General features: G+C 66.4%; 24 protein-coding genes. 13 read left to right on the top strand and 11 right to left on the bottom strand.

The window, feature by feature from the left end; translation table 11 throughout:
• Window positions 1-133 precede the first annotated feature (133 nt).
• The 6 genes from ACO2Q5_RS00375 to ACO2Q5_RS00350 form a co-directional block, all read right to left on the bottom strand.
• Window positions 134-1,441 carry a branched-chain amino acid ABC transporter permease gene (locus tag ACO2Q5_RS00375; RefSeq protein ID WP_423287326.1) on the bottom strand — a complete coding sequence of 436 codons (1,308 nt, stop codon included), beginning with the start codon at window positions 1,439-1,441 and terminating at the stop codon, window positions 134-136.
• On the bottom strand, window positions 1,438-2,448 hold the full coding sequence (locus ACO2Q5_RS00370; RefSeq protein WP_423287324.1) for a branched-chain amino acid ABC transporter permease: 1,011 nt from the start codon (window positions 2,446-2,448) through the stop codon (window positions 1,438-1,440). The genes ACO2Q5_RS00375 and ACO2Q5_RS00370 overlap by 4 nt, the downstream gene beginning before the upstream one ends.
• On the bottom strand, window positions 2,448-2,828 hold the full coding sequence (locus ACO2Q5_RS00365; protein ID WP_423287322.1) for a hypothetical protein: 381 nt from the start codon (window positions 2,826-2,828) through the stop codon (window positions 2,448-2,450). The genes ACO2Q5_RS00370 and ACO2Q5_RS00365 overlap by 1 nt, the downstream gene beginning before the upstream one ends.
• Window positions 2,829-2,831: 3 nt before the next feature.
• The gene (locus ACO2Q5_RS00360; protein ID WP_423287320.1) at window positions 2,832-3,545 is read right to left on the bottom strand and encodes an ABC transporter ATP-binding protein; all 714 of its coding nucleotides are present in this window, start codon (window positions 3,543-3,545) and stop codon (window positions 2,832-2,834) included.
• Window positions 3,538-4,329 carry an ABC transporter ATP-binding protein gene (locus tag ACO2Q5_RS00355; RefSeq protein ID WP_423287318.1) on the bottom strand — a complete coding sequence of 264 codons (792 nt, stop codon included), beginning with the start codon at window positions 4,327-4,329 and terminating at the stop codon, window positions 3,538-3,540. Before ACO2Q5_RS00355 ends, ACO2Q5_RS00360 begins: the two co-directional genes overlap by 8 nt.
• Before the next feature lie 118 nt (window positions 4,330-4,447).
• Complete coding sequence (locus ACO2Q5_RS00350; RefSeq protein WP_423287316.1) at window positions 4,448-5,638, bottom strand: ABC transporter substrate-binding protein; 1,191 nt, start codon at window positions 5,636-5,638, stop codon at window positions 4,448-4,450.
• A gap of 166 nt (window positions 5,639-5,804) precedes the next feature.
• On the opposite strand from ACO2Q5_RS00350, the gene ACO2Q5_RS00345 reads away from it, so the two are divergent.
• A complete protein-coding gene (locus ACO2Q5_RS00345; RefSeq protein ID WP_423287314.1) occupies window positions 5,805-6,920 on the top strand; it encodes a PQQ-dependent sugar dehydrogenase in 1,116 nt (371 codons plus the stop codon).
• 57 nt (window positions 6,921-6,977) lie between these two features.
• Window positions 6,978-7,421 carry a GNAT family N-acetyltransferase gene (locus ACO2Q5_RS00340; RefSeq protein ID WP_423287312.1) on the top strand — a complete coding sequence of 148 codons (444 nt, stop codon included), beginning with the start codon at window positions 6,978-6,980 and terminating at the stop codon, window positions 7,419-7,421.
• 3 nt (window positions 7,422-7,424) lie between these two features.
• Here ACO2Q5_RS00340 and ACO2Q5_RS00335 read toward each other — a convergent pair whose 3' ends face one another.
• Window positions 7,425-8,450 carry a GlxA family transcriptional regulator gene (locus ACO2Q5_RS00335; RefSeq protein ID WP_423287310.1) on the bottom strand — a complete coding sequence of 342 codons (1,026 nt, stop codon included), beginning with the start codon at window positions 8,448-8,450 and terminating at the stop codon, window positions 7,425-7,427.
• Window positions 8,451-8,654: 204 nt separating this feature from the next.
• On the opposite strand from ACO2Q5_RS00335, the gene ACO2Q5_RS00330 reads away from it, so the two are divergent.
• A complete protein-coding gene (locus ACO2Q5_RS00330) occupies window positions 8,655-10,025 on the top strand; it encodes a class II 3-deoxy-7-phosphoheptulonate synthase (protein WP_423287308.1) in 1,371 nt (456 codons plus the stop codon).
• Window positions 10,026-10,078: 53 nt separating this feature from the next.
• Here ACO2Q5_RS00330 and ACO2Q5_RS00325 read toward each other — a convergent pair whose 3' ends face one another.
• A complete protein-coding gene (locus ACO2Q5_RS00325; protein WP_423287306.1) occupies window positions 10,079-10,684 on the bottom strand; it encodes a PAS domain-containing protein in 606 nt (201 codons plus the stop codon).
• Between the two features lie 239 nt (window positions 10,685-10,923).
• On the opposite strand from ACO2Q5_RS00325, the gene ACO2Q5_RS00320 reads away from it, so the two are divergent.
• Genes ACO2Q5_RS00320 through ACO2Q5_RS00305 form a run of 4 tightly spaced genes read left to right on the top strand, consistent with a single transcriptional unit; the run spans window position 10,924 to window position 14,008 of the window.
• Complete coding sequence (locus tag ACO2Q5_RS00320; RefSeq protein WP_423287304.1) at window positions 10,924-11,817, top strand: YicC/YloC family endoribonuclease; 894 nt, start codon at window positions 10,924-10,926, stop codon at window positions 11,815-11,817.
• Between the two features lie 2 nt (window positions 11,818-11,819).
• Complete coding sequence (gene gmk, locus ACO2Q5_RS00315) at window positions 11,820-12,467, top strand: guanylate kinase (RefSeq protein WP_423287988.1); 648 nt, start codon at window positions 11,820-11,822, stop codon at window positions 12,465-12,467.
• Complete coding sequence (locus ACO2Q5_RS00310) at window positions 12,464-12,982, top strand: gamma carbonic anhydrase family protein (RefSeq protein WP_423287302.1); 519 nt, start codon at window positions 12,464-12,466, stop codon at window positions 12,980-12,982. Before gmk ends, ACO2Q5_RS00310 begins: the two co-directional genes overlap by 4 nt.
• A gap of 3 nt (window positions 12,983-12,985) precedes the next feature.
• Window positions 12,986-14,008 (top strand): ATP-binding protein, encoded by a 1,023-nt coding sequence (locus ACO2Q5_RS00305; protein ID WP_423287300.1) that lies wholly within the window; start codon window positions 12,986-12,988, stop codon window positions 14,006-14,008.
• Window positions 14,009-14,012: 4 nt separating this feature from the next.
• Here the strand turns inward: ACO2Q5_RS00305 and ACO2Q5_RS00300 are convergent, their stop codons facing one another.
• The 3 genes from ACO2Q5_RS00300 to mazG form a co-directional block, all read right to left on the bottom strand.
• On the bottom strand, window positions 14,013-14,954 hold the full coding sequence (locus ACO2Q5_RS00300; RefSeq protein WP_423287298.1) for a nucleoside hydrolase: 942 nt from the start codon (window positions 14,952-14,954) through the stop codon (window positions 14,013-14,015).
• A gap of 113 nt (window positions 14,955-15,067) precedes the next feature.
• Window positions 15,068-16,069: a Fe(3+) ABC transporter substrate-binding protein gene (locus ACO2Q5_RS00295; protein WP_423287296.1), complete on the bottom strand. Its 1,002-nt coding sequence runs from the start codon at window positions 16,067-16,069 to the stop codon at window positions 15,068-15,070.
• Window positions 16,070-16,173: 104 nt separating this feature from the next.
• Entirely contained in the window at window positions 16,174-16,989 is an 816-nt protein-coding gene (gene mazG / locus ACO2Q5_RS00290) for a nucleoside triphosphate pyrophosphohydrolase (RefSeq protein WP_423287294.1), read from the bottom strand.
• Window positions 16,990-17,275: 286 nt separating this feature from the next.
• On the opposite strand from mazG, the gene ACO2Q5_RS00285 reads away from it, so the two are divergent.
• The 6 genes from ACO2Q5_RS00285 (at window position 17,276) to ACO2Q5_RS00260 (ending at window position 22,089) form a co-directional block, all read left to right on the top strand.
• Window positions 17,276-18,445, top strand: a complete 1,170-nt coding sequence (locus ACO2Q5_RS00285; protein ID WP_423287292.1) for a M20 aminoacylase family protein — start codon at window positions 17,276-17,278, stop codon at window positions 18,443-18,445.
• A 98-nt stretch (window positions 18,446-18,543) separates the two neighbouring features.
• Window positions 18,544-18,966, top strand: a complete 423-nt coding sequence (locus ACO2Q5_RS00280; protein WP_423287290.1) for a DUF6636 domain-containing protein — start codon at window positions 18,544-18,546, stop codon at window positions 18,964-18,966.
• Between the two features lie 58 nt (window positions 18,967-19,024).
• Entirely contained in the window at window positions 19,025-19,441 is a 417-nt protein-coding gene (locus tag ACO2Q5_RS00275; protein ID WP_423287288.1) for a DUF6636 domain-containing protein, read from the top strand.
• A 114-nt stretch (window positions 19,442-19,555) separates the two neighbouring features.
• Window positions 19,556-20,521 carry an agmatinase gene (speB, locus tag ACO2Q5_RS00270; RefSeq protein ID WP_423287286.1) on the top strand — a complete coding sequence of 322 codons (966 nt, stop codon included), beginning with the start codon at window positions 19,556-19,558 and terminating at the stop codon, window positions 20,519-20,521.
• Entirely contained in the window at window positions 20,518-21,030 is a 513-nt protein-coding gene (locus ACO2Q5_RS00265) for a hypothetical protein (protein ID WP_423287284.1), read from the top strand. The genes speB and ACO2Q5_RS00265 overlap by 4 nt, the downstream gene beginning before the upstream one ends.
• A gap of 159 nt (window positions 21,031-21,189) precedes the next feature.
• Window positions 21,190-22,089 carry a hypothetical protein gene (locus ACO2Q5_RS00260; RefSeq protein ID WP_423287282.1) on the top strand — a complete coding sequence of 300 codons (900 nt, stop codon included), beginning with the start codon at window positions 21,190-21,192 and terminating at the stop codon, window positions 22,087-22,089.
• Window positions 22,090-22,105 lie beyond the last annotated feature (16 nt).

Raw genomic sequence — 22,105 nt, 5'->3', positions numbered from 1 at the left:
CGGTGCTGGGAACGGGCATCATGTGCTGGAACGACAAGTAATGTCGTAAATGACCTTCGCCCATTCATCTTGGAGCAAATATCCCACGGGGGTGCGGGGGTGTGAAACCCCCGCCCCGGCCGCGGCAGGGCGTCTACTTTTCCGGGATCAGCCCGCGCGGCGCAAAGCGCAGCACCAGAAGCAGCACGGCGCCCAGGGTCAGCACCCGCATATGCGACGCCATCTCGCTCAGCTGCGTCTTCAGCGGTCCGGGCGGCAGGCCGGCGGTCAGCCAGTCCATCAGCTGCGGCCCCAGGAATTCCACCGCCAGATAGAGCCAGCCGATCAAGAGTCCGCCCAGCACCGCGCCCCAGTTGTTGCCGGACCCGCCGACGATCACCATCACCCAGATCAGGAATGTATAGCGCAGAGGCGTATAGCTGGTGGGCGAGATCTGCCCGTCCATCGAGGCCATCATCGCCCCGGCCAGCCCCACCACGGCCGAGCCGATGATGAAGATCTGGAGATGGCGGAACTTCACATCCTTGCCCATGGCCTCGGCCGCGGTCTCATTGTCGCGGATCGCCCGGACCATCCGGCCCCAGGGGCTGTTCAGCGCGCGTTCGCTCAGCCAGATCAGCGCCAGCAGCACCGCCCCGAACATGGCCGCGTAGATCAGCTTGACCAGAATGGCCGAGGTTGACACCGGATCCCAGCCCATGGCCGCCATCGGCTCCAGAAAGGCCGGATTGGTCTGCAGGGCCACCTCCTGCGGCACGGGCCAGGGGCGGGGCAAGCCGGTCAGGTTCTTCACCCCGCGGTCCAGCCAGTCCTCATTCCGCATCACCAGAACGATGATCTCGGCGATGCCCAGCGTGGCGATGGCCAGATAATCCTCACGCAGGCCAAGGGCGATCTTGCCGATCAGCCAGGCCGCCAGACCCGCCAGAACCGCGCCCACCGGCCAGGCGAACAGGGAATTCAGCCCCAGCCCGCCGATATGGCCCGCCTGCGCGGGGTTGTTCGCCTCGACCGCGCTGACCGCCGGGTCAAGGATGCCGCGGTACAGGAAGAACCCGCCCAGCAGCACGGCCACGATCAGGCCCGCGCGCAGCCGGCCCGGCGCCATCCGCCCGCGGATCGCGGCGGCCAGCGCCAGCAGCGCCACGCCAAAGGCCAGGGCTGCAAAGATGCGCGGCGTTCCCGCGGCCCATGCGCCCGCCACCGGCTGGCCCGCGACCAGCACCACGGCAAGGCTGCCAAGCGCGACCGAGCCGACGATCCCGGTGGAAAACAGCCCGGCATAGCCCCATTGGATGTTCACCCCGATCGCCATGATCGCCGACAGCAGCGACAGGTTCAGGATGACCAGCGCAAGGTTCCAGCTCTGCATCGCGCCGGTCAGCAGGAACAAGAGGGCGACACCGGTGAACAGCATCAGGTTGCGGCGGGTCGTGGTCATCGTGCAGCCCCTCCGAACAGGCCATTGGGTTTCACCAGAAGGACGATGATCAGGATGGCGAAGCTGACCGCCACTTTGTAATCGGTGGACAACGCCTGATAGAGCCCGTCGCCCAGCCAGTCCGCCGGGACCAGATAGCTGAGGAATTTCTTCCAGGCATTGGTCAGCAACAGCTCGGAAAAGGCGATGAGATAGCCGCCCGCAATCGCCCCGAGAGGAGAGCCGAGGCCCCCCACGATGGCCGAGGCGAAGACCGGCATCATCAGCCCGAAATAGATGAAGGGCCGGAAGCTCTTGTCCAGTCCGTATAGTGTGCCGGCCACACAGGCCAAGGTGCCCGCGATGATCCATGTGATCATCACCACCCGGTCGGGGCTGATCCCGGACAAAAGCGCCAGATCCTCATTATCGGCATAGGCCCGCATCGATTTGCCCGCCCGCGTGCGGGTCAGGAACCAGAACAGCAGCACGACGCAGATCACCGCCACCACGACCGACACGATCTGGGTGGTCTTGATCGCCAAGGGTTCGGCCAGCCCGGTCATCGCCTTGAAATCCTGCGGCGACAGCGCCATCCGCGCCCCATCGGCAAAGTTCTGTTCGGCGGTGCCGATGATCATGCGGACAAGGCCGTTCATCACGAACATCACGCCGACCGAGACGATCACAAGGATGATCGGCTTGGCCTTCGCACGGCGGTAAAAGCGGTAGACCACACGGTCCGTCCCAAGAACGAAGCCGATGGTCGCCAGAATGCCGAGGGGCAGTGCCAGCAGCGCCGTGGGCAGCACGCCCGCGCTGACGCCCATCGACTTGAACCACCATGTGAAAAGGATGGTCACCATGGTGCCAAAGGCCATGGTGTCGCCATGGGCAAAGTTGGAAAACCGCAGCACACCGTAGATCAGCGTCACCCCAAGCGCGCCAAGCGCCAGCTGGCTGCCATAGGTCAGGCCGGGCACGATGACGTAATTCGTCAGCGCCACAAGGGCATTCAGAACATCCATCAGCCGGCCTCCGCCGTACAGGTGGCCAGGGTCACCAGACCGAAGACCTCATCCCCCGACATCTCATGCGAGGAGGCGATCACGCTGCCATCCCCGCGCAGGGTGAAAAGGCCGATGCCCTGTCCCGGCTGTTCGGCCAGAAAAGTGCGGCCAAGCGCGCTTTCACTGATCAATGTCATCTGCAGGCTCAGGCTGCCGTCGCCGAAAGTGGCGGTCTGCCCGTCCTCGGCAATGCGCAGCCGCAGCGGCGCCTCGCCTTCCGGGTCAATGTCGCTGCAGCCGTCGCCCGCGCGGCATTGCTCATGGGCGGTGCAGGACCAGTCCGCGGCGCGCGCGGGCAGGGCGGCCGTGAGGGCCAGAAGAAGAATGGCGGCGCGCATGGCTCAGCCCCCCAGAAAGCTTTTGCGGACTTCCGGGTCGGCCAGCAGCGCGGCCCCGGTGTCGGTGTAGCGGTTCGATCCCTGCACAAGGACAAAGCCCTTGTGGGCGATGGCCAGCGCCTGCCGGGCGTTCTGTTCCACCATCAGGATGGAGATGCCGGTGCGGGCGATCTCGATGATGCGGTCGAAAAGTTCGTCCATCACGATGGGGCTGACCCCCGCCGTGGGTTCGTCCAGCATCAGGACCTGCGGTTGCGTCATCAGCGCGCGGCCCACGGCCACCTGCTGGCGCTGCCCGCCTGACAGCTCTCCCGCGGGCTGGCGGCGCTTGTCCTTCAGGATGGGGAACAGGGTGAAGACCTGATCCATCGTGTCGCGGATATGGGCGTCGTTGCGGATGAAGGCGCCCATCTCAAGGTTTTCCTCCACCGTCATGGAGGCAAAGATGTTCTGGGTCTGCGGGACAAAGCCCATACCCTTGCGCACCCGGGCCTGCGGGCTCAGCGCGCTGATATCCTCGCCCGCCAGCCGCACCTGCCCCTGCCGCAGCCGCAACATGCCGAAGACGGCCTTCATCGCAGTGGATTTCCCGGCGCCGTTCGGGCCGACGATCACCGCGATTTCACCCTTTTCGACCGAGAGGGTGCAGGAATGCAGGATATCCGCGGCGCCATAGCCGCCGGTCATGTTTTCGCCGATCAGGAAGGGTTCAGCCATGGGCCTTTTCCTCCGCCAGCTTGTTCTTCAGACCGCGGCCCAGATAGGCCTCGATCACGCGCTCGTCGTTCTTGACCTCGGTCACGGTGCCTTCGGCCAGAACCTTGCCCTCGGCCATGACGATCACTGGGTCGCAGAAGCGGCCGATGAAATCCATGTCGTGTTCGATCACGCAGAAGGTATAGCCGCGTTCGCGGTTCAGCCGGACGATCGCCTCGCCGATGGTGTTCAGCAATGTGCGGTTCACCCCGGCGCCGACCTCGTCCAGAAAGACGATCTTCGCATCCACCATCATGGTGCGGCCCAGTTCCACCAGCTTCTTCTGCCCGCCGGAGATGTCCGAGGCGCGGTTGTCCGCGATATGGCTGATGGTCAGGAAGTCCAGCACCTCATCCGCGCGGTCGCGCAGCCGCTTTTCATCCGCCGCCAGCCCGCCGCGGCGGAAGAGGGCATTCCACAGGCTTTCACCCGCCTGCGCGCCCGGCACCATCATCAGGTTTTCCCGCACCGTCATCGAGCCGAATTCATGGGCGATCTGAAAGGTGCGCAACAGGCCCTTGTGGAACAGGTCATGCGGCGGCAGGCCGGTGATCTCTTCCTCTCCCATGAAAACGCGGCCGCTGGTCGGCGGCAGCCGCCCGGCGATCACATTGAAAAGCGTGGATTTCCCGGCGCCGTTCGGGCCGATCAGCCCGGTGATGGTGCCTTTGCGGATTTCCAGCGATGCGCCATCGACAGCCCGGAAACCGCCGAAATGCCGGTGAAGGTTCTCGACCCGGATCATTCGTCCCCCTGAGACCGCCTCGGTTGACCCGGGGTTTCTCCCCGGGCGGGCGGCTTTCGTTTGTCTGGGTCCGGCCCGGGGCAAAGGCCCCGGATCGGACGGCATCCCGAAGCCGGGATCAGTGATACTTGACGGTTTCGTACTTGCCGTCGGTCACGGTGAATTCGCGGTAGCGGCCCGCGGATTCGCCCGGCCCGATCAACTCGACCCCGGTGGCACCCTGATAGTCGATGTCGACGCCCTGCGAGATCAACTCCAGCGCCTTGCCCAGCTCGCCGGGGTTGATCTTTTCGCCCGGGGCATTGGCCACATCCATGACCTTGTTCTTGTAGACGTTCGGATCGGTCGAATTCGCCGCCTGCATGGCCAGCATGATCAGCGCGGCGGCATCATAGGATTCCGACGAATAGGCGGTGGTCGAATCGAAGGGCGTCGCGGCAGCGGCAGCGATGTCCTTCAGGATGGTGTTGCCATCGCTGTCAGACCCCGCGATCTGCCCGAACGAGCCGTCCAGCCCCGGGCCGATGGCCGCGGGCAGGCTGTCGCCCACCATGCCGCCGGGCAGACCGAAGACCGAGAAGGCGCCGGTGTCGAGCGAGGCCTGGATGATGCCCTTGCCGCCCTGATCCAGATAGCCGGCCACGACCAGAACCTCGCCGCCCGCGGCGGCCAGCGCGGCCACTTCGGCGGAATAGTCGGCCTTGCCGTCGTCATGGCTGGCGTTGATGGTCACGGTGCCGCCAAGCGCCTCGAACGACTTGGCAATGGCTTCGGACTGACCCTTGCCGTAGTCCGAGTTCGAATAGGAGATCGCGATCGACTTGATCCCGCGTTCCACCAGGATATTCGCCATGACTTCGCCTTCGCGCGCGTCCGACGGCGCGGTGCGGAAAAACAGGCCGTTGTCCGGGTCATCGGTCAGCGCGGGCGAGGTGGCCGAGGGCGAGATCATCACGATGCCGTTCGGCATGGCGACATTGGTCAGCGCGGCACGGGTCACGCCCGAGCAGTCGCCCCCGATGATGCCCTTGACGCCATCGGCGGTGACCAGACGTTCGGCCGCGGCGGTTGCGGCGGCAGCATCCACGCAGGTGGTGTCGGCGCGCACGCCGGTGAAGGTCCAGCCATTGGCGGCCTTGCCCGAGGCGTTCACCTCGGCAATGGCCAGTTCGGCCGCGGCGGCCATGTTCGGCGCCAGCGATTCAATCGGGCCGGTGAAACCGACGAAGATCCCCAGTTTGACCTCTTCGGCCGAAGCCGCGCCCGAGACCAGCGCGCAGGCCGCAGAAGCCAGCAGCAGTTTTTTCATTTGTCGTCTCCCATGTTGGATCGAAATCCTGACGGAAGCCTAGCGACGGGTTTGCGAAAAGAAAAGGCGGCAGAGCGCGCTTCACGCGCGATCACCTTGGCGCGAGGGCGGGGGTCTTTGCTGGATCTGGCGGGTTGGGTCCGGGAAATCCCTGAACGGAGAGACCATGCCCCGCCTGACCCGCCGCCTGCCGCCCCGTCTTGCCTTTGCCGCCGTGCTTTGCCTTGCCGCCCCTTCCGTTGCGTCAACCGTCGAGACCTCGGCCGGGCCGATGGAGATAACGCCCGTCGTGGAGGGGCTGAAGGAAGCCTGGGGCGTGGCGGCGCTGCCCGATGGCGCGATTCTGCTGACCGAGCGGCAGGGCCGTCTTCTTCTGGCGCGCGACGGCGCAGCCGTGCCGGTCGAAGGGGTTCCCGCGGTGGCGGTCGCGGGGCAGGGCGGGCTTCTGGATGTGATGGTGCCCGCAGATTTCGCGCAGACCCGCCGCATCTGGCTCAGCTTCTCGGCCGAGGCCGAAGGTGGCCTTGCCACCGCCGCGGGCTTTGGCACGCTGAAAGAAGACGGCACCGCGCTGGAGGGGTTCCGCACCGTCTTCACCGGCACCCCGGCTGCGGGCGGGCGGCATTTTGGCGCGCGTCTGGTCGAGGCGCCGGACGGCAGCATTTTCCTGACCACCGGCGACCGCGGCACCGGCCCGGACGGGATGGAGGCGCAGGATCCCGGTGTCACCCATGGCAAGGTGATCCGGCTGACGGCCGATGGCACGCCCGCCTCCGGGGGTGATCTGCCGCCCGGCATCTACTCCACCGGCCACCGCAATATTCAGGGGGCCGCGCTTCGACCGGATGGCAGCCTTCTGGTGGTGGAGCATGGCGCGAAAGGCGGTGACGAAGTCAACCTGGTGGAACAGGGCCGCAACTATGGCTGGCCGGTCATCAGCTACGGCGTGAATTACAACGGCGCCAGCATCGGTGAAGGCACGGCGCGCGACGGCATGGAACAGCCGCAGCATTACTGGGACCCGTCCATCGCGCCCTCTGGCCTGATGGTCTATTCCGGCGCGCTGGTCCCGGACTGGGAGGGGGATGTGTTCACCGGCTCGCTCAACTCCGACTTCCTGTCGCGGCTGGACCCGGATACCGGGGCCGACACCGGCTGGGCCGAAGAGCGCATCGCCGCGCCCGAAACCGGCCGCGTCCGCGACGTGACCGAGGCGCCGGATGGCGCGATCTGGTTCCTGTCGGTGACGGAAGGTGCGCTTTACCGCCTTGCCCCGCAGTAACGGCCTTGCACCCGGGGCCGGGCCGCCGGATCATCGCTCCGCAAGGGGGGACAGAGGATGATCCGGCAGGCAGGACCAGAGGATGAGGCGGCCATCCGCAACTGCGCGGACTTGGCCTATGCGCGCTACGTGCCGTTGATCGGGCGCAAACCGGCGCCGATGCTGGCCGATTATGCCGCGCAGATCGCCGCAGGTGTGGTGCATCTTGCCGAGGATGCGGCGGGCGCTTTTCAGGGCTTCATCGTTTTTTATCCCGAAGACGGTGCGATGCTTCTGGAGAATGTCGCCGTCCTGCCCAAGGCCGCGGGACAGGGCGTGGGCCGGGCGCTGATGGCGTTCTGCGAAGACTGCGCGCGGCAGCAGGGGCTGCCGGCCATCCGCCTGTATACCAATGCGAAAATGACCGAAAACCTGTCGATCTATCCCCGGCTGGGCTATGTCCAGACCGGGCGGCGGCAGGAAGACGGGTTCGACCGGGTGTTCTTCGAAAAGCCTCTATAAGGGTCAGATCGACAGCCGCGCCGCCACCGCGCCCGGCAGGCTGCCCTGCGTTCCCCGCTCGCGATAGGGCGTCGTCGAATAATGCGCGCGGTAGCATTTCGAGAAATGCGAGGGCGAGGCGAAGCCGCAGGCCAAAGCCACGTTGATCACGCTCATATCCGTCTGCATCAACAGGTTGCGCGCCTTCTGCAGCCGCAGCTCCATGTAATAGCGTTTCGGGCTGCGGTTCAGATAGCGGCGGAACAGCCGTTCCAGCTGACGGGTGGACATGCCCACCCGCTCGGCCAGATCGGCGGGCGACATCGGGTCTTCGATATTGCCTTCCATCGTCTGGATGACCTGGGACAGCTTCGGGTGCCGCACGCCGATGCGCGTCGGGATCGACAGCCTTTGCGTGTCCTGATCGGTGCGGATCGAATTGTAGATCAGTTGATCGGCCACGGTATTGGCCAGATCCTCGCCATGGTCGGCCGCGATCACCTTCAGCATCAGGTCCAGCGAGGCGGTGCCCCCGGCGGTGCTCCAGCGATTGCCGTCCATCACGAAGACGGATTTCGTCAGCCGGACCTCTTCGAATTCCTCAAGGAACCCGTCCTGATTTTCCCAGTGGATCGTGGCGCGCTTGCCGTCCAGCAGCCCGGCCTTGGCCAGGGCATGCGCCCCGGTACACAGCCCCCCCACGGTGACGCCGCGCCGCGCCTCGCGCCGCAGCCAGTTCAGGACGCCGCGCGTGGTGGCGCGCTGCACGTCGATTCCGCCGCAAACCAGCAGGATGTCATCGCGGTCGATCTCGTCCAGACCCAGATCCAGCCGAAAGGCGGTGCCGTTGGAACAGACCGCGGTTTCCCCGCCTTCGCCGACCAGTGCCCAGGTGTAAAGCGTCTTGCCCGCCACGCGGTTGGCGATCCGCAACGGCTCGATCGCGCTGGCAAAGGCCAGCATGGTGAAACGGTCCAGAAGAAGGAACACAAAGCGCCGCGGTCCGGTCACCGGAGCCGCCTGAATGGCCTTGCGCGTGGGGCTGGGCATGGTTGCGACCTGTTCATGTCGTATACCGTGCATCCAATCCGAAATCCGCGCCTGCTTCAAGGGGCGCCGAAGGGCCGTCGGGCGCCGGTCACGGTGAAGTTGCAGCGTTTCACATCTGCCCGGAAATCCGCCAAACGCCTTTGCATCGGGGGCGGAACGAGGCTATAGGCGGTCTGTTACCGCAAACCCTGATTGGAGGGGGTCATGACCAAGGGCTGGAAAAAGACGGACTGGCGCGCTCTGCCGCGGATCCAGATGCCGGATTATCCCGATGCTGCCGCACTGCATGCCGTCGAGGCACAGCTTGCAAAGTATCCGCCCCTCGTCTTTGCGGGCGAGGCGCGGCGTCTGAAAAAAGCACTGGCTCAGGCAGGCGAAGGCAAGGCCTTCCTGCTGCAGGGCGGCGACTGCGCCGAAAGCTTTGCCGAATTCAGCGCGGACAATATCCGCGACACGTTCCGCGTCATGCTGCAGATGGCCGTGGTGCTGACCTATGGCGCCAAGGTGCCGGTGATCAAGGTGGGCCGCATGGCCGGCCAGTTCGCCAAGCCGCGCTCCGCCCCGACCGAGATGGTCAATGGCGTCGAACTGGCCAGCTACAAGGGCGACATCATCAACGGCTTTGACGCCACCGTCGAAGCGCGCACCCCCGATCCGGCGCGGATGCTGCAGGCCTATACCCAGGCTGCGGCCAGCCTGAACCTGCTGCGCGCCTTTTCCACGGGTGGTTTCGCGGATATCCACCGCGTGCACAGCTGGACCCTTGGCTTTGCCGATCAGGACAAGGCGGAACGCTACCGCGAGCTGTCGAACCGCATCTCGGACGCGCTGGACTTCATGAACGCGGCCGGGGTGGACAGCGACAGTGCGCCGTCGCTCTCGACGGTGGATTTCTACACCAGCCACGAGGCGCTGCTTCTGGAATATGAAGAGGCGCTCTGCCGGATCGACTCGATCACCGGCCAACCGGTGGCGGGTTCGGGCCATATGATCTGGATCGGCGACCGCACCCGTCAGCCGGACGGCGCGCATGTCGAATTCTGCCGCGGCGTGCTGAACCCGATCGGCCTGAAATGCGGCCCCTCGACCACGGCCGAGGATCTGAAGGTGCTGATGGCCAAGCTGAACCCGGAGAATGAGCCGGGCCGGCTGACGCTGATCGCGCGCTTTGGGGCGGGCAAGGTGGGCGACCATCTGCCCCGGCTGATCAAGACCGTTCAGGATGAAGGCGCCAGCGTCGTCTGGTCCTGCGACCCGATGCACGGCAACACGATCAAATCCTCGACCGGTTACAAGACCCGGCCGTTCGAGTCGGTGCTGCGCGAAGTGCGCGAGTTCTTCCAGATCCACAATGCCGAGGGCACCGTCCCCGGCGGCGTGCATTTCGAGATGACCGGCAAGGATGTGACGGAATGCACCGGGGGCCTGCGCGCCGTGACCGATGAGGATCTGTCCGACCGCTATCACACCGCCTGCGACCCGCGGCTGAACGCGTCGCAATCGCTGGAACTGGCCTTCCTTGTGGCCGAAGAGCTGACCCGCCAGCGGGAGGCCGCGCGCCGCATCGCGCTCTGACAGCGCGGGCACAGGAAACAGGGGCCGCGGGGATGACCCGCGGCCTTTTGCATTCAGGCGGAATGCACCAGCCGAAGATGGGATGGCGCCGCGGGCCGTGGCAGTTCTGCGAGGATCGGCCGGGGGGCTGCCACGGGTGAAGCCAAAGGCTCCGTCCGGATGGCCGCGACGGCAAAGCGGCGGGGGGCGCGGCCGGTGTCTCCGGTCAGGTCCAGACAGCCCAGCACAAGGCCCGGATCGCCGTTGGCCCGCAGCATGGGCAGCATCAGCAACTGTCCGGTCAGGGCCGGCCGGCCGATGCCACGCTCCGCTTCCAGCGTCAGGGTGGCAATGGCGGGCCCGGCCAGCACGGCACGGATTGCGGTGGCCAGCGGCGCCCGGCCCTCGGGCAGCATCAGCATCGACAGCGGCATCCCTGCCATATCCATCCCCGCCACGCCGTTCACAAAGGCGCCACTGATCCGCAGGCGCAGCACCTCCGGCGAGAGCGATTCGGCCAGAAACACCGCATGCAATGCCCGGGAAATCCCGCGCGGGTCCAGCCTGGTCCGGGCGGGCAACCCGCCCTCTGCCGCATCGCGCAACCCCTGCCAGTAGCCGCGCAGCAGCTGCGCATGGGGATGGGGAACCGGCGCGTCGCCGGAACCGCAATGTCGCATCGTCTCCTCCATCGTTCTGGCAGCGCAGCAGGCGTCGCGCGGTTGCCGCGCGGGAACGGCTCTGCTAGGCCAAGGCAGGTATACCGCCGGGCATCCGGCGGGGCTTCGGCAAAGGCGGGGCGTCGGGAATGGACAGGCCCGGAGGCCTGATCCCCTTTTAGCCGGAATCGTTCAGATTCGGCCGAAAATCTCGACAAATGGTAAACATCTCCGCCCGGGCGGAGCGCGGGGTGCGACAGATGACGGTTTCGATGACGGGCTTTGCCGCGGGACGCGGCGCAGGGGCGGGGCATGGCTGGCTCTGGGACATCCGCTCGGTCAACGGCAAGGGGCTGGACCTGCGCCTCAGGGTGCCCGACTGGGTGGACGGGCTGGAGGTCGCCCTGCGCGCCGATCTGCAAAAGGCCATGGCGCGCGGCAATGTCAGCCTGTCACTGAAGGTGACGCGCGACGAAGGCGCGGCCCCGGCGGCGCGGCTGAACCGCGACATGCTGTCGGCCATGCTGACCGCCCTGGCCGAGGTGGAGGCCGCGGCGATGGCGGCGGGTGTGACCATGGCGCAACCCACGCCCGCCGATGTTCTGTCCATGCGTGGCGTGTTGGAGCAGGGCAGCGTGGATGAGGACACAGCCCCCCTGCGCGCCGCCATTCTGGCCGATTTGCCGGGCCTGCTGGCCGAATTCCACGCGATGCGCGCCGCCGAAGGCGCGGCCCTGCAGGCGGTTATTCTGGGCCAGATCGACAGCATTGCCGCGCTGGTCGCGGTGGCGAAAACCGCGGCCGAGGCCCGCCGCCCCCGTGCCGCCGCCGCTTTGCACGAGGCGCTGGCCCGGCTGCGCGGCCCGGCTGAGGGGATGGACGAGGCCCGCGTCGCGCAGGAGCTGGCGTTGCTGGCGGTGAAGCAGGACGTGGCCGAGGAGCTGGACCGGCTGGCCGCCCATATCGCCGCCGCCCGTGCCCTGATGGCCGATGCCGCGCCGGTGGGCCGCAAGCTGGATTTTCTGATGCAGGAATTCCTGCGCGAGGCGAACACGCTTCTGTCCAAGGCGCAGGATATCGAGCTGACCCGCATCGGGCTTGACCTGAAGACGGTGATTGATCAGATGCGCGAGCAAGTGCAGAACGTGGAATGACCATGACGCAACAGCCCCTGCGCCGCGGGCTTCTCCTGATCCTCTCCTCGCCTTCGGGTGCCGGGAAATCCACCATGGCGCGGCGCCTGATGGACTGGGACCCGACCCTGCGCTTCTCGGTCTCGGCCACCACACGCAGGCCGCGGCCGGGCGAGGCGCATGGCGTGCATTACTGGTTCCACGATCACGACAGTTTTCGTGGGCTGGTCGACACCGGCGGCATGCTGGAACATGCCGAGGTGTTCGGGAACCTCTATGGTTCGCCCCGCGCGCCTGTTGAAGAGGCGATGGCCGCCGGGCGCGACACCCTGTTCGATGTGGACTGGCAGGGCGGCCAGCAGATCCGCAATTCGGCCCTGGGCAAGGATGCGGTCTCGGTTTTCATTCTGCCGCCCTCCATTGCGGAATTGGACCGCCGCCTGCGTTCACGCGGGCAGGACAGCGAAGAGGTGATCGCGGGCCGCATGGCGAAATCCCGCGACGAGATCAGCCATTGGGCCGAATATGACTATGTGCTCGTGAACGACGAGGTGGAGGCGACCTTCGACCGCCTGCGCGCCATCGTCACCGCCGAACGGCTGAAGCGCGACCGCCAGCCCGGCCTGTCGGATTTCGTCCGCAGCCTGAACAGGGAGTTCGAGACAAGATGATCTATGCGCTGGACGGGATTGCGCCCGAGATTGACGCCGACGCCTGGGTGGCGCCGGGCGCCCATGTGATGGGGCGGGTGCGGCTGGCCGCGGGCAGCGGCATCTGGTTCGGCGCGGTGCTGCGCGGCGACAATGAATGGATCGAGGTGGGTGAGGCCACGAACATTCAGGAAAACAGTGTGTTGCACACCGATATAGGCTATCCGCTGACCATCGGTGCAAACTGCACCATCGGCCACAAGGCCATGCTGCACGGTTGCACCATTGGCGAGGGTTCTCTGATCGGCATGGGGGCCACCATCCTGAATGGCGCGAAGATCGGCCGCGGCTGCCTGATCGGCGCCAGCGCGCTGATCACCGAGGGCAAGGAAATTCCCGACGGCAGCCTTGTGATGGGCAGCCCGGGCAAGGTGGTGCGGCAGCTGGATGACGAAGCCCGGGCGCGGCTGCTGAAATCGGCCGAGGGCTATCGGGCCAATGCCGCGCGCTTCCGCGCCGGTCTGCGCGAGGTCTGAGCGATGGAGCGGGATGCCGCCGCCGAGGTGCTGGACGGCATCCCGCTGCCCGCCTTCATCGTCGATGCCGATGAACGGATCGCAGCCAAGAATGCCGCGGCCCGCGGGGTGCTGAGCGAACAGCCCATCGGCCGCAAGCTGGCGCTGGCCCTGCGCGCGCCGGACCTCTTGTCCGCCGTGGCCGAGGTTCTGGCCGAGGGTGGGCGGCGCGAGGTGCCGCTGAGGCTGACCGATGATGGCCAGTATCGGGTGGCGGTCAGCGCGCTGGAGGCCGCGGGCGGCCGCAGGGTGCTATGCGTGTTGCGCGACATCACCTCCGAAGCGCAGAGCGAGGCGATCCGCCGCGATTTCGTGGCCAATGTCAGCCATGAGCTGCGCACGCCTCTGACCGCGATGATGGGCTTCATCGAAACCCTGCGCGGCCCCGCGCGCGACGATGCCGCAGCGCGGGGCCGTTTCCTTGAGATCATGGACCGGGAGGCCGGGCGGATGAACCGGCTTGTGCGCGATCTGCTGCATCTCAGCCGGGTGGAATCGGAAGAGCGGGTCCGCCCGCGCGATCCGGTGGATCTGTCCGGCGTGCTGCGCGGGGCCGCCGCCACCGTCCGTCCTGCAGCGGAAGACAAGGAAAGCCGCATCGTGATTTCCGGCGCCGACGGGGCGATCTTTGTCCCGGGCGACGCCGATCAACTGATGCAAGTCTTCCTGAATCTTGTTGAAAATGCAGTGAAATATGGCGCGCGGGGGCAAGAAGTGCGGGTGAGTGTCAGCCGCGAGAATACCTCGCGCGGACCCTCGATCCGGGTCGATGTGGCAGATACCGGCGAAGGGATCGACCCGATCCACCTGCCGCGGCTGACCGAGCGTTTTTACCGGGTGGACACCCACCGCAGCCGGGCCGAGGGCGGCACCGGGCTGGGGTTGGCCATCGTCAAACATATCGTGAACCGCCACCGCGGCTGGCTGCGGATCGACAGCAAGCGCGGCGAAGGCTCTGTTTTCTCGGTTATTCTGCCGGAAACCTGACGGCCTACAGCCGTGACAGCCGGTCCGTCAGCAGCCGATAGAACCCGTCGCGGTCGACATTACCGATGAACAGCGCATTGGGTGCGCGCTCGGTCACCCGCCACCAGTCGGCCACGGTCATCCCAAGCGTCAGCTCCGACTTCGTTTCGATCTCCACATTGATGTGGCGGCCGGAGAACAGGCCGGGCTCCAGCAGATAGGCGATGACGCAGGGGTCGTGCAGCGGCGCGCCTTCGCTGCCGTATTTCGCGGTGTCAAACCTTTCGAAGAAATCGGTCCAGCTGGCCACCGCCTGACCGGTGCGGGTGCCAAGGCCGCGCATCTCCTCGACCCACGCGCGCGAGGTCAGCGCCTTATGCGTCACATCCAGCGGCATGACGACCAGCGGCACGCCGGATTTGAACACAATTTCCGCGGCTTCCGGGTCGACATAGATGTTGAACTCTGCCGCGGGGGTGATGTTGCCCACCTCGAAATAGGCGCCGCCCATCAGCACGATCTCGGCCACCTTTGGCACGATGTCGGGCGCGCGGCGGAAGGCTTCGGCGATATTGGTCAGCGGCCCCAGCGGGCAGAGCGTGACCGCGCCCGAGGGTTCGCGCCGCAAGGTGTCGATGATGAAATCCACCGCATGACCCGGCGCCAGCGGCAGTGCGGGATCGGGCAGGGCGATGCCGTCCAGCCCGGTCTTGCCATGAACATGTTCCGCGGTGACCAGCTCGCGCGTCAATGGCGCGTCGCAGCCGGCATAGACCGGCACGATGCGGCCCGAAAGCTCGACAATCTGGCGGGCGTTGTGCTGGGTCAGGGCCAGCGGCACATTGCCCGCGACGGCGGTGAGGCCCAGCACCTCCAGCTCATCCGGGCTGGATAGCGCCAGCAGGATGGCCACGGCATCGTCCTGTCCGGGGTCGGTGTCGATGATGATCTTGCGCGGATGGGTCATGCGGGCCTCCTGTTCCGGGCAGCAAACCGCAGGACTGCGCGCTTGTCCAGCCGGGTAAAACAAAAGGGCGGACCCAAGGTCCACCCCCTGTCTTACGTAATCAATGCCGCAGCTTAGCCGTCGAAGTTCACTTCTTCGATCAGCTTCAGCGCCGCCGGACGCAGGGCGGCAATCTCGGTCAGCGTCTTGCTGTCCGGTGTGAATTCGCCCCAGCTGGCCACCAGATCCGAACGCTTCACGCCCGGTTCCACCGGATATTCGTTGTTCGTCTCGGCATAGATCGCCTGCGCCTCGTCCGAGGCCAGCCATTCCATGAACTTCAGCGCGGCTTCCTTGTTCGGGGCGGCCTTGGTCATCGCCACGCCCGAGATGTTCACATGGGTACCGCCATCCTCGAACACCGGGAAGACCGGGCGCACGGCATCGGCCGCGGGCTTCTGTTCGGGATCAGCCAGCATCTGGCCAAGGTAATAGGTGTTGCCAAGCGCGATGTCGCATTCGCCCGCCGCAATCGCCTTGATCTGGTCGCGGTCGCCGCCATCGGGCTTGCGGGCCAGATTGGCCTTCACGCCTTCCAGCCAGGTCTTGGCATATTCCTCGCCATGATGGGCGATCATCGCCGAGACCAGCGCGACGTTATAGTCGTTCAGGCCGGAGCGGACGCAGATCCGGCCCTTCCACTTTTCTGAGGCGAGGTCTTCGTAGGTGGTCACTTCGCCATCGGCCACGCGGTCCTTGGCGGCATAGACGATGCGGGCGCGGGTGGTCAGGCCGAACCACTGGTCACCCTCATCGCGCAGGGTGGCGGGGATATTGGCCTCCAGCACGTCCGATTGCACGGGCTGGGTCACCCCGGCTTCGACGATCTGCAACAGGCGGGCGATGTCCACCGTCAGCACCAGATCGGCGGGCGAACGGTCGCCTTCGGCCACCAGACGCTCAGCCATGCCCTTGTCGACGAAGGCTACATTCACGGTGATGCCGGTTTCTGCCTGGAAGGCATCGACCAGCGGCTGGATCAGCTCGGGCTGGCGATGGGAATAGACATTCACCTCTTCCGCAAGGGCGGGAAGGGCGGTGCAGCCCAACAGGGCAGCAAGGGCGATTTTGCGCATGAACGATCCTCCTGTTCGGAGACGGCTTAAATCCGACAAAATTGCTTGGGTCAATGGTTGAGTGAAACACTTGGCAAATTGCCGCGGCCCGGGGCGGCCGGCACTCAGCCGCGGGCGGCTTTCTCCTCCGCCTTGGCGCGGTTCCAGAGCGCATCCATTTCGGCTAGGTCCGAATCGCGCGGGTGGCGACCGTCCTCGGCCAGCCAATCCTCGATCCGGTTAAAGCGGCAGGTGAATTTCGCATTGGCGGCGCGCAGCGCGGCCTCGGGGTCCAGCTTCAGGTGGCGGGCCAGATTGGCCATGACAAACAGGAGATCGCCGAATTCCTCCTCCACCTCGGCCTCGGTCAGGGTATCGCGCGCCTCGACCAGTTCGGCGGCTTCCTCGGCGATCTTGGCCACCACCTCTCCCACATCGGGCCAGTCGAACCCGACCCGGGCTGCGCGGTTCTGCAGCTTGACCGCACGGGTCAGCGCGGGCAGGGCCAGCGCCACCCCGTCCAGCACCCGGGCGGTGCCGCGTTCCTTGGCCTTCAGCGCCTCCCAATCCTTCGTCTGCTGCTCCGGCGTCTTGTCGCGCGACTGGTCACCGAAGACATGCGGATGGCGGGTGACCATCTTGTCGCTGATGGCGCGCACCACATCGGCAAAGCCGAACATCCCGGCCTCCTCGGCCATGCGGGCGTGGAACACCGCCTGAAACAGCAGATCGCCCAGTTCGCCCGGCAGTTCACCCCAGGCCTGCCGCTGGATCGCATCGGCCACCTCATGCGCCTCTTCGATGGTATAGGGCGCGATGGTGGCGAAGGTCTGTTCCACGTCCCAGGGGCAGCCCGTGGCCGGATCGCGCAACCGCGCCATGATGGCCAGCAGACGGTCCATTCCGCCGTTCGGATCGTGGATGAGGGAATCGTCGGTCATGCGCTTGGGTCCCGTGTTGCGGGGGCGGAGACTAGAGGTTTCGCGGCCGGTGTCACCCCCGCCGGGCGGGCTGCGGAGACCGGCATGACCCACGTTCGGACGGTCCGGGTTGCGCCGGAAATGCGCGCAACAGGCAAGGGGCTGCGCCCGAAACGAATCCGGTCAGCGGATTCGCGCGGACAGGTGGCGCGCGGTCGTTTTCCGCCGGGTCAAGGCGGGGAAGGGCGATTGCGGGCCGCAGAGGTTCGGATTAGGACCGGGAGAGCCGCAGCCACAAGAGAGCATCATGCCCGTCCTGAACCGCATCGCCTCCTACGCCGAAGAGATGAAGGAATGGCGGCGGCATCTGCACCGGCATCCGGAACTCTCGTTCGACTGCACGGAAACCGCGGCCTGGATCAGCGAACGGCTGGAAGAGATCGGCGTGGACGAGGTTCACGAAGGCATCGCGCAGACCGGCCTTGTGGCGGTGATCCGCGGGCAGGGCGAAGGTCCGGTCATCGGGTTGCGCGCCGATATGGATGCGCTGGCGATTGCCGAACTGACCGGCGCCGAACATGCCAGCACGGTGCCCGGCAAGATGCATGCCTGCGGCCATGACGGCCATGTGACCATGCTTCTGGGCGCTGCGAAATATCTGGCCGAGACGCGGAATTTCGCGGGCAGCGTGGCGCTGATCTTTCAGCCGGCCGAGGAAGAGGGCGGCGGCGGCGAGGTCATGGTGCAGGAAGGCATCATGGACCGTTTCGCCATCAGCCGCGTCTTCGGCATCCACAATGCGCCCAATGTGCCCTTCGGCCATTTCCAGACCACGCCCGGGCCCCTGATGGCCAGCGTGGATACGGCCTATGTCAAGGTCACCGGCAAGGGCGGCCATGGCGCCACCCCGCATGAATGCGTGGACCCGGTGGTGGCACTCGTGGCCATGGTGCAGGCGGTGCAGACCATCATCCCGCGCAATGTCTGGGCGCTGGACGAGGCGGTGATCTCGGTCACCATGATCCATGCGGGCAGTGCTTCGAACATCATCCCCGAGGACGGGACCTTCGCCGCCACCATCCGCTGCTTCAAGCCGGACGTCCGCGCGCTGCTGAAGCGCCGCTTCCACGAGATCGTCGAGGGCACCGCCGCGGCCTTTGGCGTGCGGGCCGAGGTGGAGTATGAATGGGGCTATCCCGCCACCATCAACGACGAGGCGCAGGCCGAATTCGCTGCCGACGTCGCGCGCGAGATTTCCGGGGCCGATGCGGTGAACGCCCATGCCCCGCGCGAGATGGGCAGCGAGGATTTCTCCTATATGCTGGAGGCGCGGCCCGGCGCCTATCTGTTCCTTGGCACCGGGCCGGGGGCGGGGCTGCATCACCCGGCCTATGATTTCAACGACGAAGCCTCGCCCGTGGGGGCCAGCTTCTTCGCCCGGCTGGTGGAGCGTGCACTGCCTTTGGCCGCGAAGTAACGGCATCGGGCTTTCCCGACTTGGCCACGTCCGCTGCCGCGTGGCAGGATGGCCGGAACGGGCCGGACGCTCCGGCCGGCCTTGCGGGACCCGTGCCGATGCGAAACGCGCTTGTCTTTGCTGTCCTGAGCTTTGCCGTGGCGCCCGCTGCGGCGCGGGCGGACTGGGCCTATGCCGCCTTTGATGTGGCCGGGGGTGCCATCCTCTGTGCGCTGTCATCGGACGGGGCGCAGGGCTGGGTCCGCTGCGATGTCTATCAGGGCAATTTGTCCCCCTTTGACCGGCCGGAAGACTGCGACAGCGATTTTGGGCGGTTCTTCACGGTGCGGGAAACCGGACCGGGCTTTCCCTCCTGTGAAAGCGATATGGCCTATGATCCCGCCGAGGCCACCCCACTGACGCCGGGTGCCGTGCTGGAGATCGAGCCGTTCCTGTGCCGGGCCGAAGGGCAGGGTGTGACCTGCACGAATCCCTCCGGCGGGGGCTTTACGGTAACGACGGACGGGCAGACAGTGTTCTGACCCCGGGCACGGCGCGGGGCAGGGCGGATCACCACGGCGCAGCGGCAGGGAGCATGCGATGAGGAAACTTCTGGCAGCCACCATTCTACTGGGCGGCGCAAGTCTGGCGGGGCCTGCGGCGGCGCAGGATTACCTCGTCTTCCGTTCTCCCACCGGGAATATCCATTGCGCGATCTGGACGGGCGAATGGGCAGGTGTCCGTTGCGACATGATGGAATTGACCCCCACCTATCGCAAACGCCCGGCCGATTGCGATCTGGAATGGGGACAGTCCTTCGCGGTCGATGCACAGGGCGGCGGCTATCTGGCCTGCGTGGGCGATTCCGTGATGGACCCGAACGCCTTTACCCTTGGCTATGGCAAATCGGTATCGCTGGGCGCCTTCACCTGCTCTTCGGCCAAGACCGGGATGACCTGCACCAACGGGCAGGGCCACGGCTTCCAGATCGCCAAGGCCAAGCAGAAGGTGTTCTGATCCCTGACGGGGCGCTTGACGACAGGGCGGCTGCACCTGTAGCAGGGGGCACCCGGATCCGCGCGTCTCCGGCCCCGTTTGGCAATGACGTGGCGACTAAATCCCGAGGCATCCATGGCACTCGAAGATGCGAAGACGCAGGTCGACACTGCGTTCACCCGGCAAGGTTTACGGGGCTATTCCTTTGAAAACGCGTTCGGCGGGGCAACCAGCTTCCTGCGCCGGACCTATACGAAAGACCTGACCGGGGTGGATCTGGCGATCACCGGCGTGCCTTTCGATCAGGCGGTGACGCATCGCGCAGGCACCCGTTTCGGCCCCCGCGCCATCCGCGAGGCCAGCGCGCTGCAGCCCTATGATCCGCCCTATGGCTGGCCCACCGACCCGCTGGGAGAGCTGTCGGTCATCGACTATGGCGATCTCGCTTTTGACTATGCCAGGGTTTCCGACTTTCCCGACGCATTGACGGCGCATATCCGCACCATCCTGTCGGCCGGGCCGGGCACGGTCACTCTGGGCGGTGACCATTATATCACCCTGCCCATCCTGCGCGCCTATGCCGAAAAGTTCGGGCCGCTGTCCGTCATCCATTTCGACGCGCATTCCGACCTTTGGCCCGATGACGACCTGAGCCGGATCGACCACGGCACGATGATGTACAAGGCGGTGAAGACCGGCCTTGTGGACCCGGCAACCTCTGTCCAGATCGGCATCCGGACGACGACCGAGGATTATCTGGGCGTGAACGTCATCGACGCGCGCGAGGTGCATGAGCGGGGTGTGGCCCATGTCGTCGCCCGCGCGAAAGAGATCGTGGGCACCCGCCCGGTCTATCTGACCTTCGACATCGACGCGCTGGACCCGGCCTTTGCCCCGGGCACCGGCACGCCGGTCTGGGGCGGCCTGCATTCGTGGCAGGCGGCGGCGGTCTTGCGCGATCTGGCGGGGATAAACCTCGTCGGCGGCGATGTGGTCGAGGTGTCGCCCCCCTATGACACCACCGGCGCCACCGCCATTGCCGGCGCCCATGTCGCCTATGAGCTGATCTGCCTTTACCACTGGGCGCGGACCCGGGCGTGAGGCTGTCGTTCCGCACTGTGCTTTATGGTCTGGCCTTCGGCGCTTTGGCGCTGAAGGTCGCACTGCATTCCTGGCCGGTCGAACGGGCGGGCCGGAACGGCCATCCGCTGATCGGTGCACTTTATCCCGGGATGCCGGAAACCGTGGGCTGGGTGCTTTACCCCCCGGTCGAGGAAATCCAGCCCGCACCCGGAGGCGGGGTGCTGGCGACGGTCGCCCTGCACGGCACGGCAGAGAAGGTGCTGGCCGATCTGGCACAGCGGCTTGGTCCCCGGGCCGAGCGGGTGGCGGGCGCCCCGGACAAGGGCCGCATGACATGGCTGGTGCATAGCCCCGTCATGGGCTTTCCCGACTGGGTGACGGCAGATGCCAGCGCGCTGCCGCTGGTCGGGGGCGAGGTGCAGCTGGTCCTCTGGTCCCGTCCGGCGCTGCCGCTGCCAGACTGGGGCCGCAACCAGAACCGGCTGACCGGATGGATCGCCGATCTGCGCGGCAGCGGCGACCGCTAGCCCGCGGCGGAAGCGGCCCCTTGACCGCGCCCGCGGGCCGCGTCAAACCCGGCGCATGATCACGCTGTTCCAGCCCTACCCGATGCCCTGCCGCCGCAGGTCTTGCGCCCCGACCACAGGGACGAGGGGTTCCGTGCTGCGGTCCGCATGGCGGCGGGCATGATGGCAGACCTCCGCTGGCAACTGGTCCTGATCGCCTGGGGCACCAAATATGGTCCTGACGAGATCAACGCGCTGGTCGCCGCGGTCCGCGCGCATTCTGCCGGTCTTGCGCGCATCGTCCTGATCACCGACAGGGATCGTCCCGGTCTGGCCGAGGGGGTCGAGACCCGGCCCCATCCGCCCGAATTCCTTGATCCGGCGATGAAGCGTTCGGGCTGTCAGGCAAAGCTCGCCATGTTCGTTCCGGGTCTGCTGCCCGCGGATATGCCGGCAGTGTTCCTTGATCTGGATACCGTCGTTCTTGGCGATATCGGCCGCCTGCTCTCGGCCTGTCCGCGGCCCGAGAATGTGGCGATCCTGCAAAGTGCTGTGCTGCCCTTCGGCGCGCTGGCGCGGCTGATCTTCCGGCTGAGCGGCGGGCGGAAATATGCGCGGGGCAATTCCTCGGTCGTGGTGTTTCACCCCGCCCATACCGGGTATATTGCTGAGCGGTTTCTGGCACTCTTCGCACGTCATCCCGATTTCGGCTTCCGCCCCATGATCGCGGATGAACGTTTCATCAGCTGGTGCGCGCAGCCGGTGATGCGGGCGGTGCCGTCCTCGCTGGTGGTGAAATTCCCGACCGAATTCATGTATCCCCGGCTCTGGCTGGGGCGGTTGCGCGGCGCGCTGCCATGGGTACGTGCCCGGCGGGCCGGGCTGGTGGCGATCACCCTGCCAGGCGAAGAGGTCAAGGCCGAGGTGCTGCTGGCGCTGCCCGAAGGTGCCGTCGTGACGGATCGCAAGGGCCGCCGGATGGAATGGTCTGACCGTTATCTGGGTCCGGCCCGCCGCCGCCTTCTGGCCGTGCTGCGCGCCGGGCTGCCCGAAGACCGCGGACCCGGCGCCGCCCCTTGACCGCGCCCGCGGGCCG

Origin of the sequence: Neotabrizicola sp. VNH66, assembly GCF_049445895.1 — a bacterium.
GTDB lineage: Bacteria > Pseudomonadota > Alphaproteobacteria > Rhodobacterales > Rhodobacteraceae > Pseudogemmobacter.
Note: the sequence above shows the minus strand (reverse complement) of the source record. Positions and strands in the feature narration are given on the sequence as shown.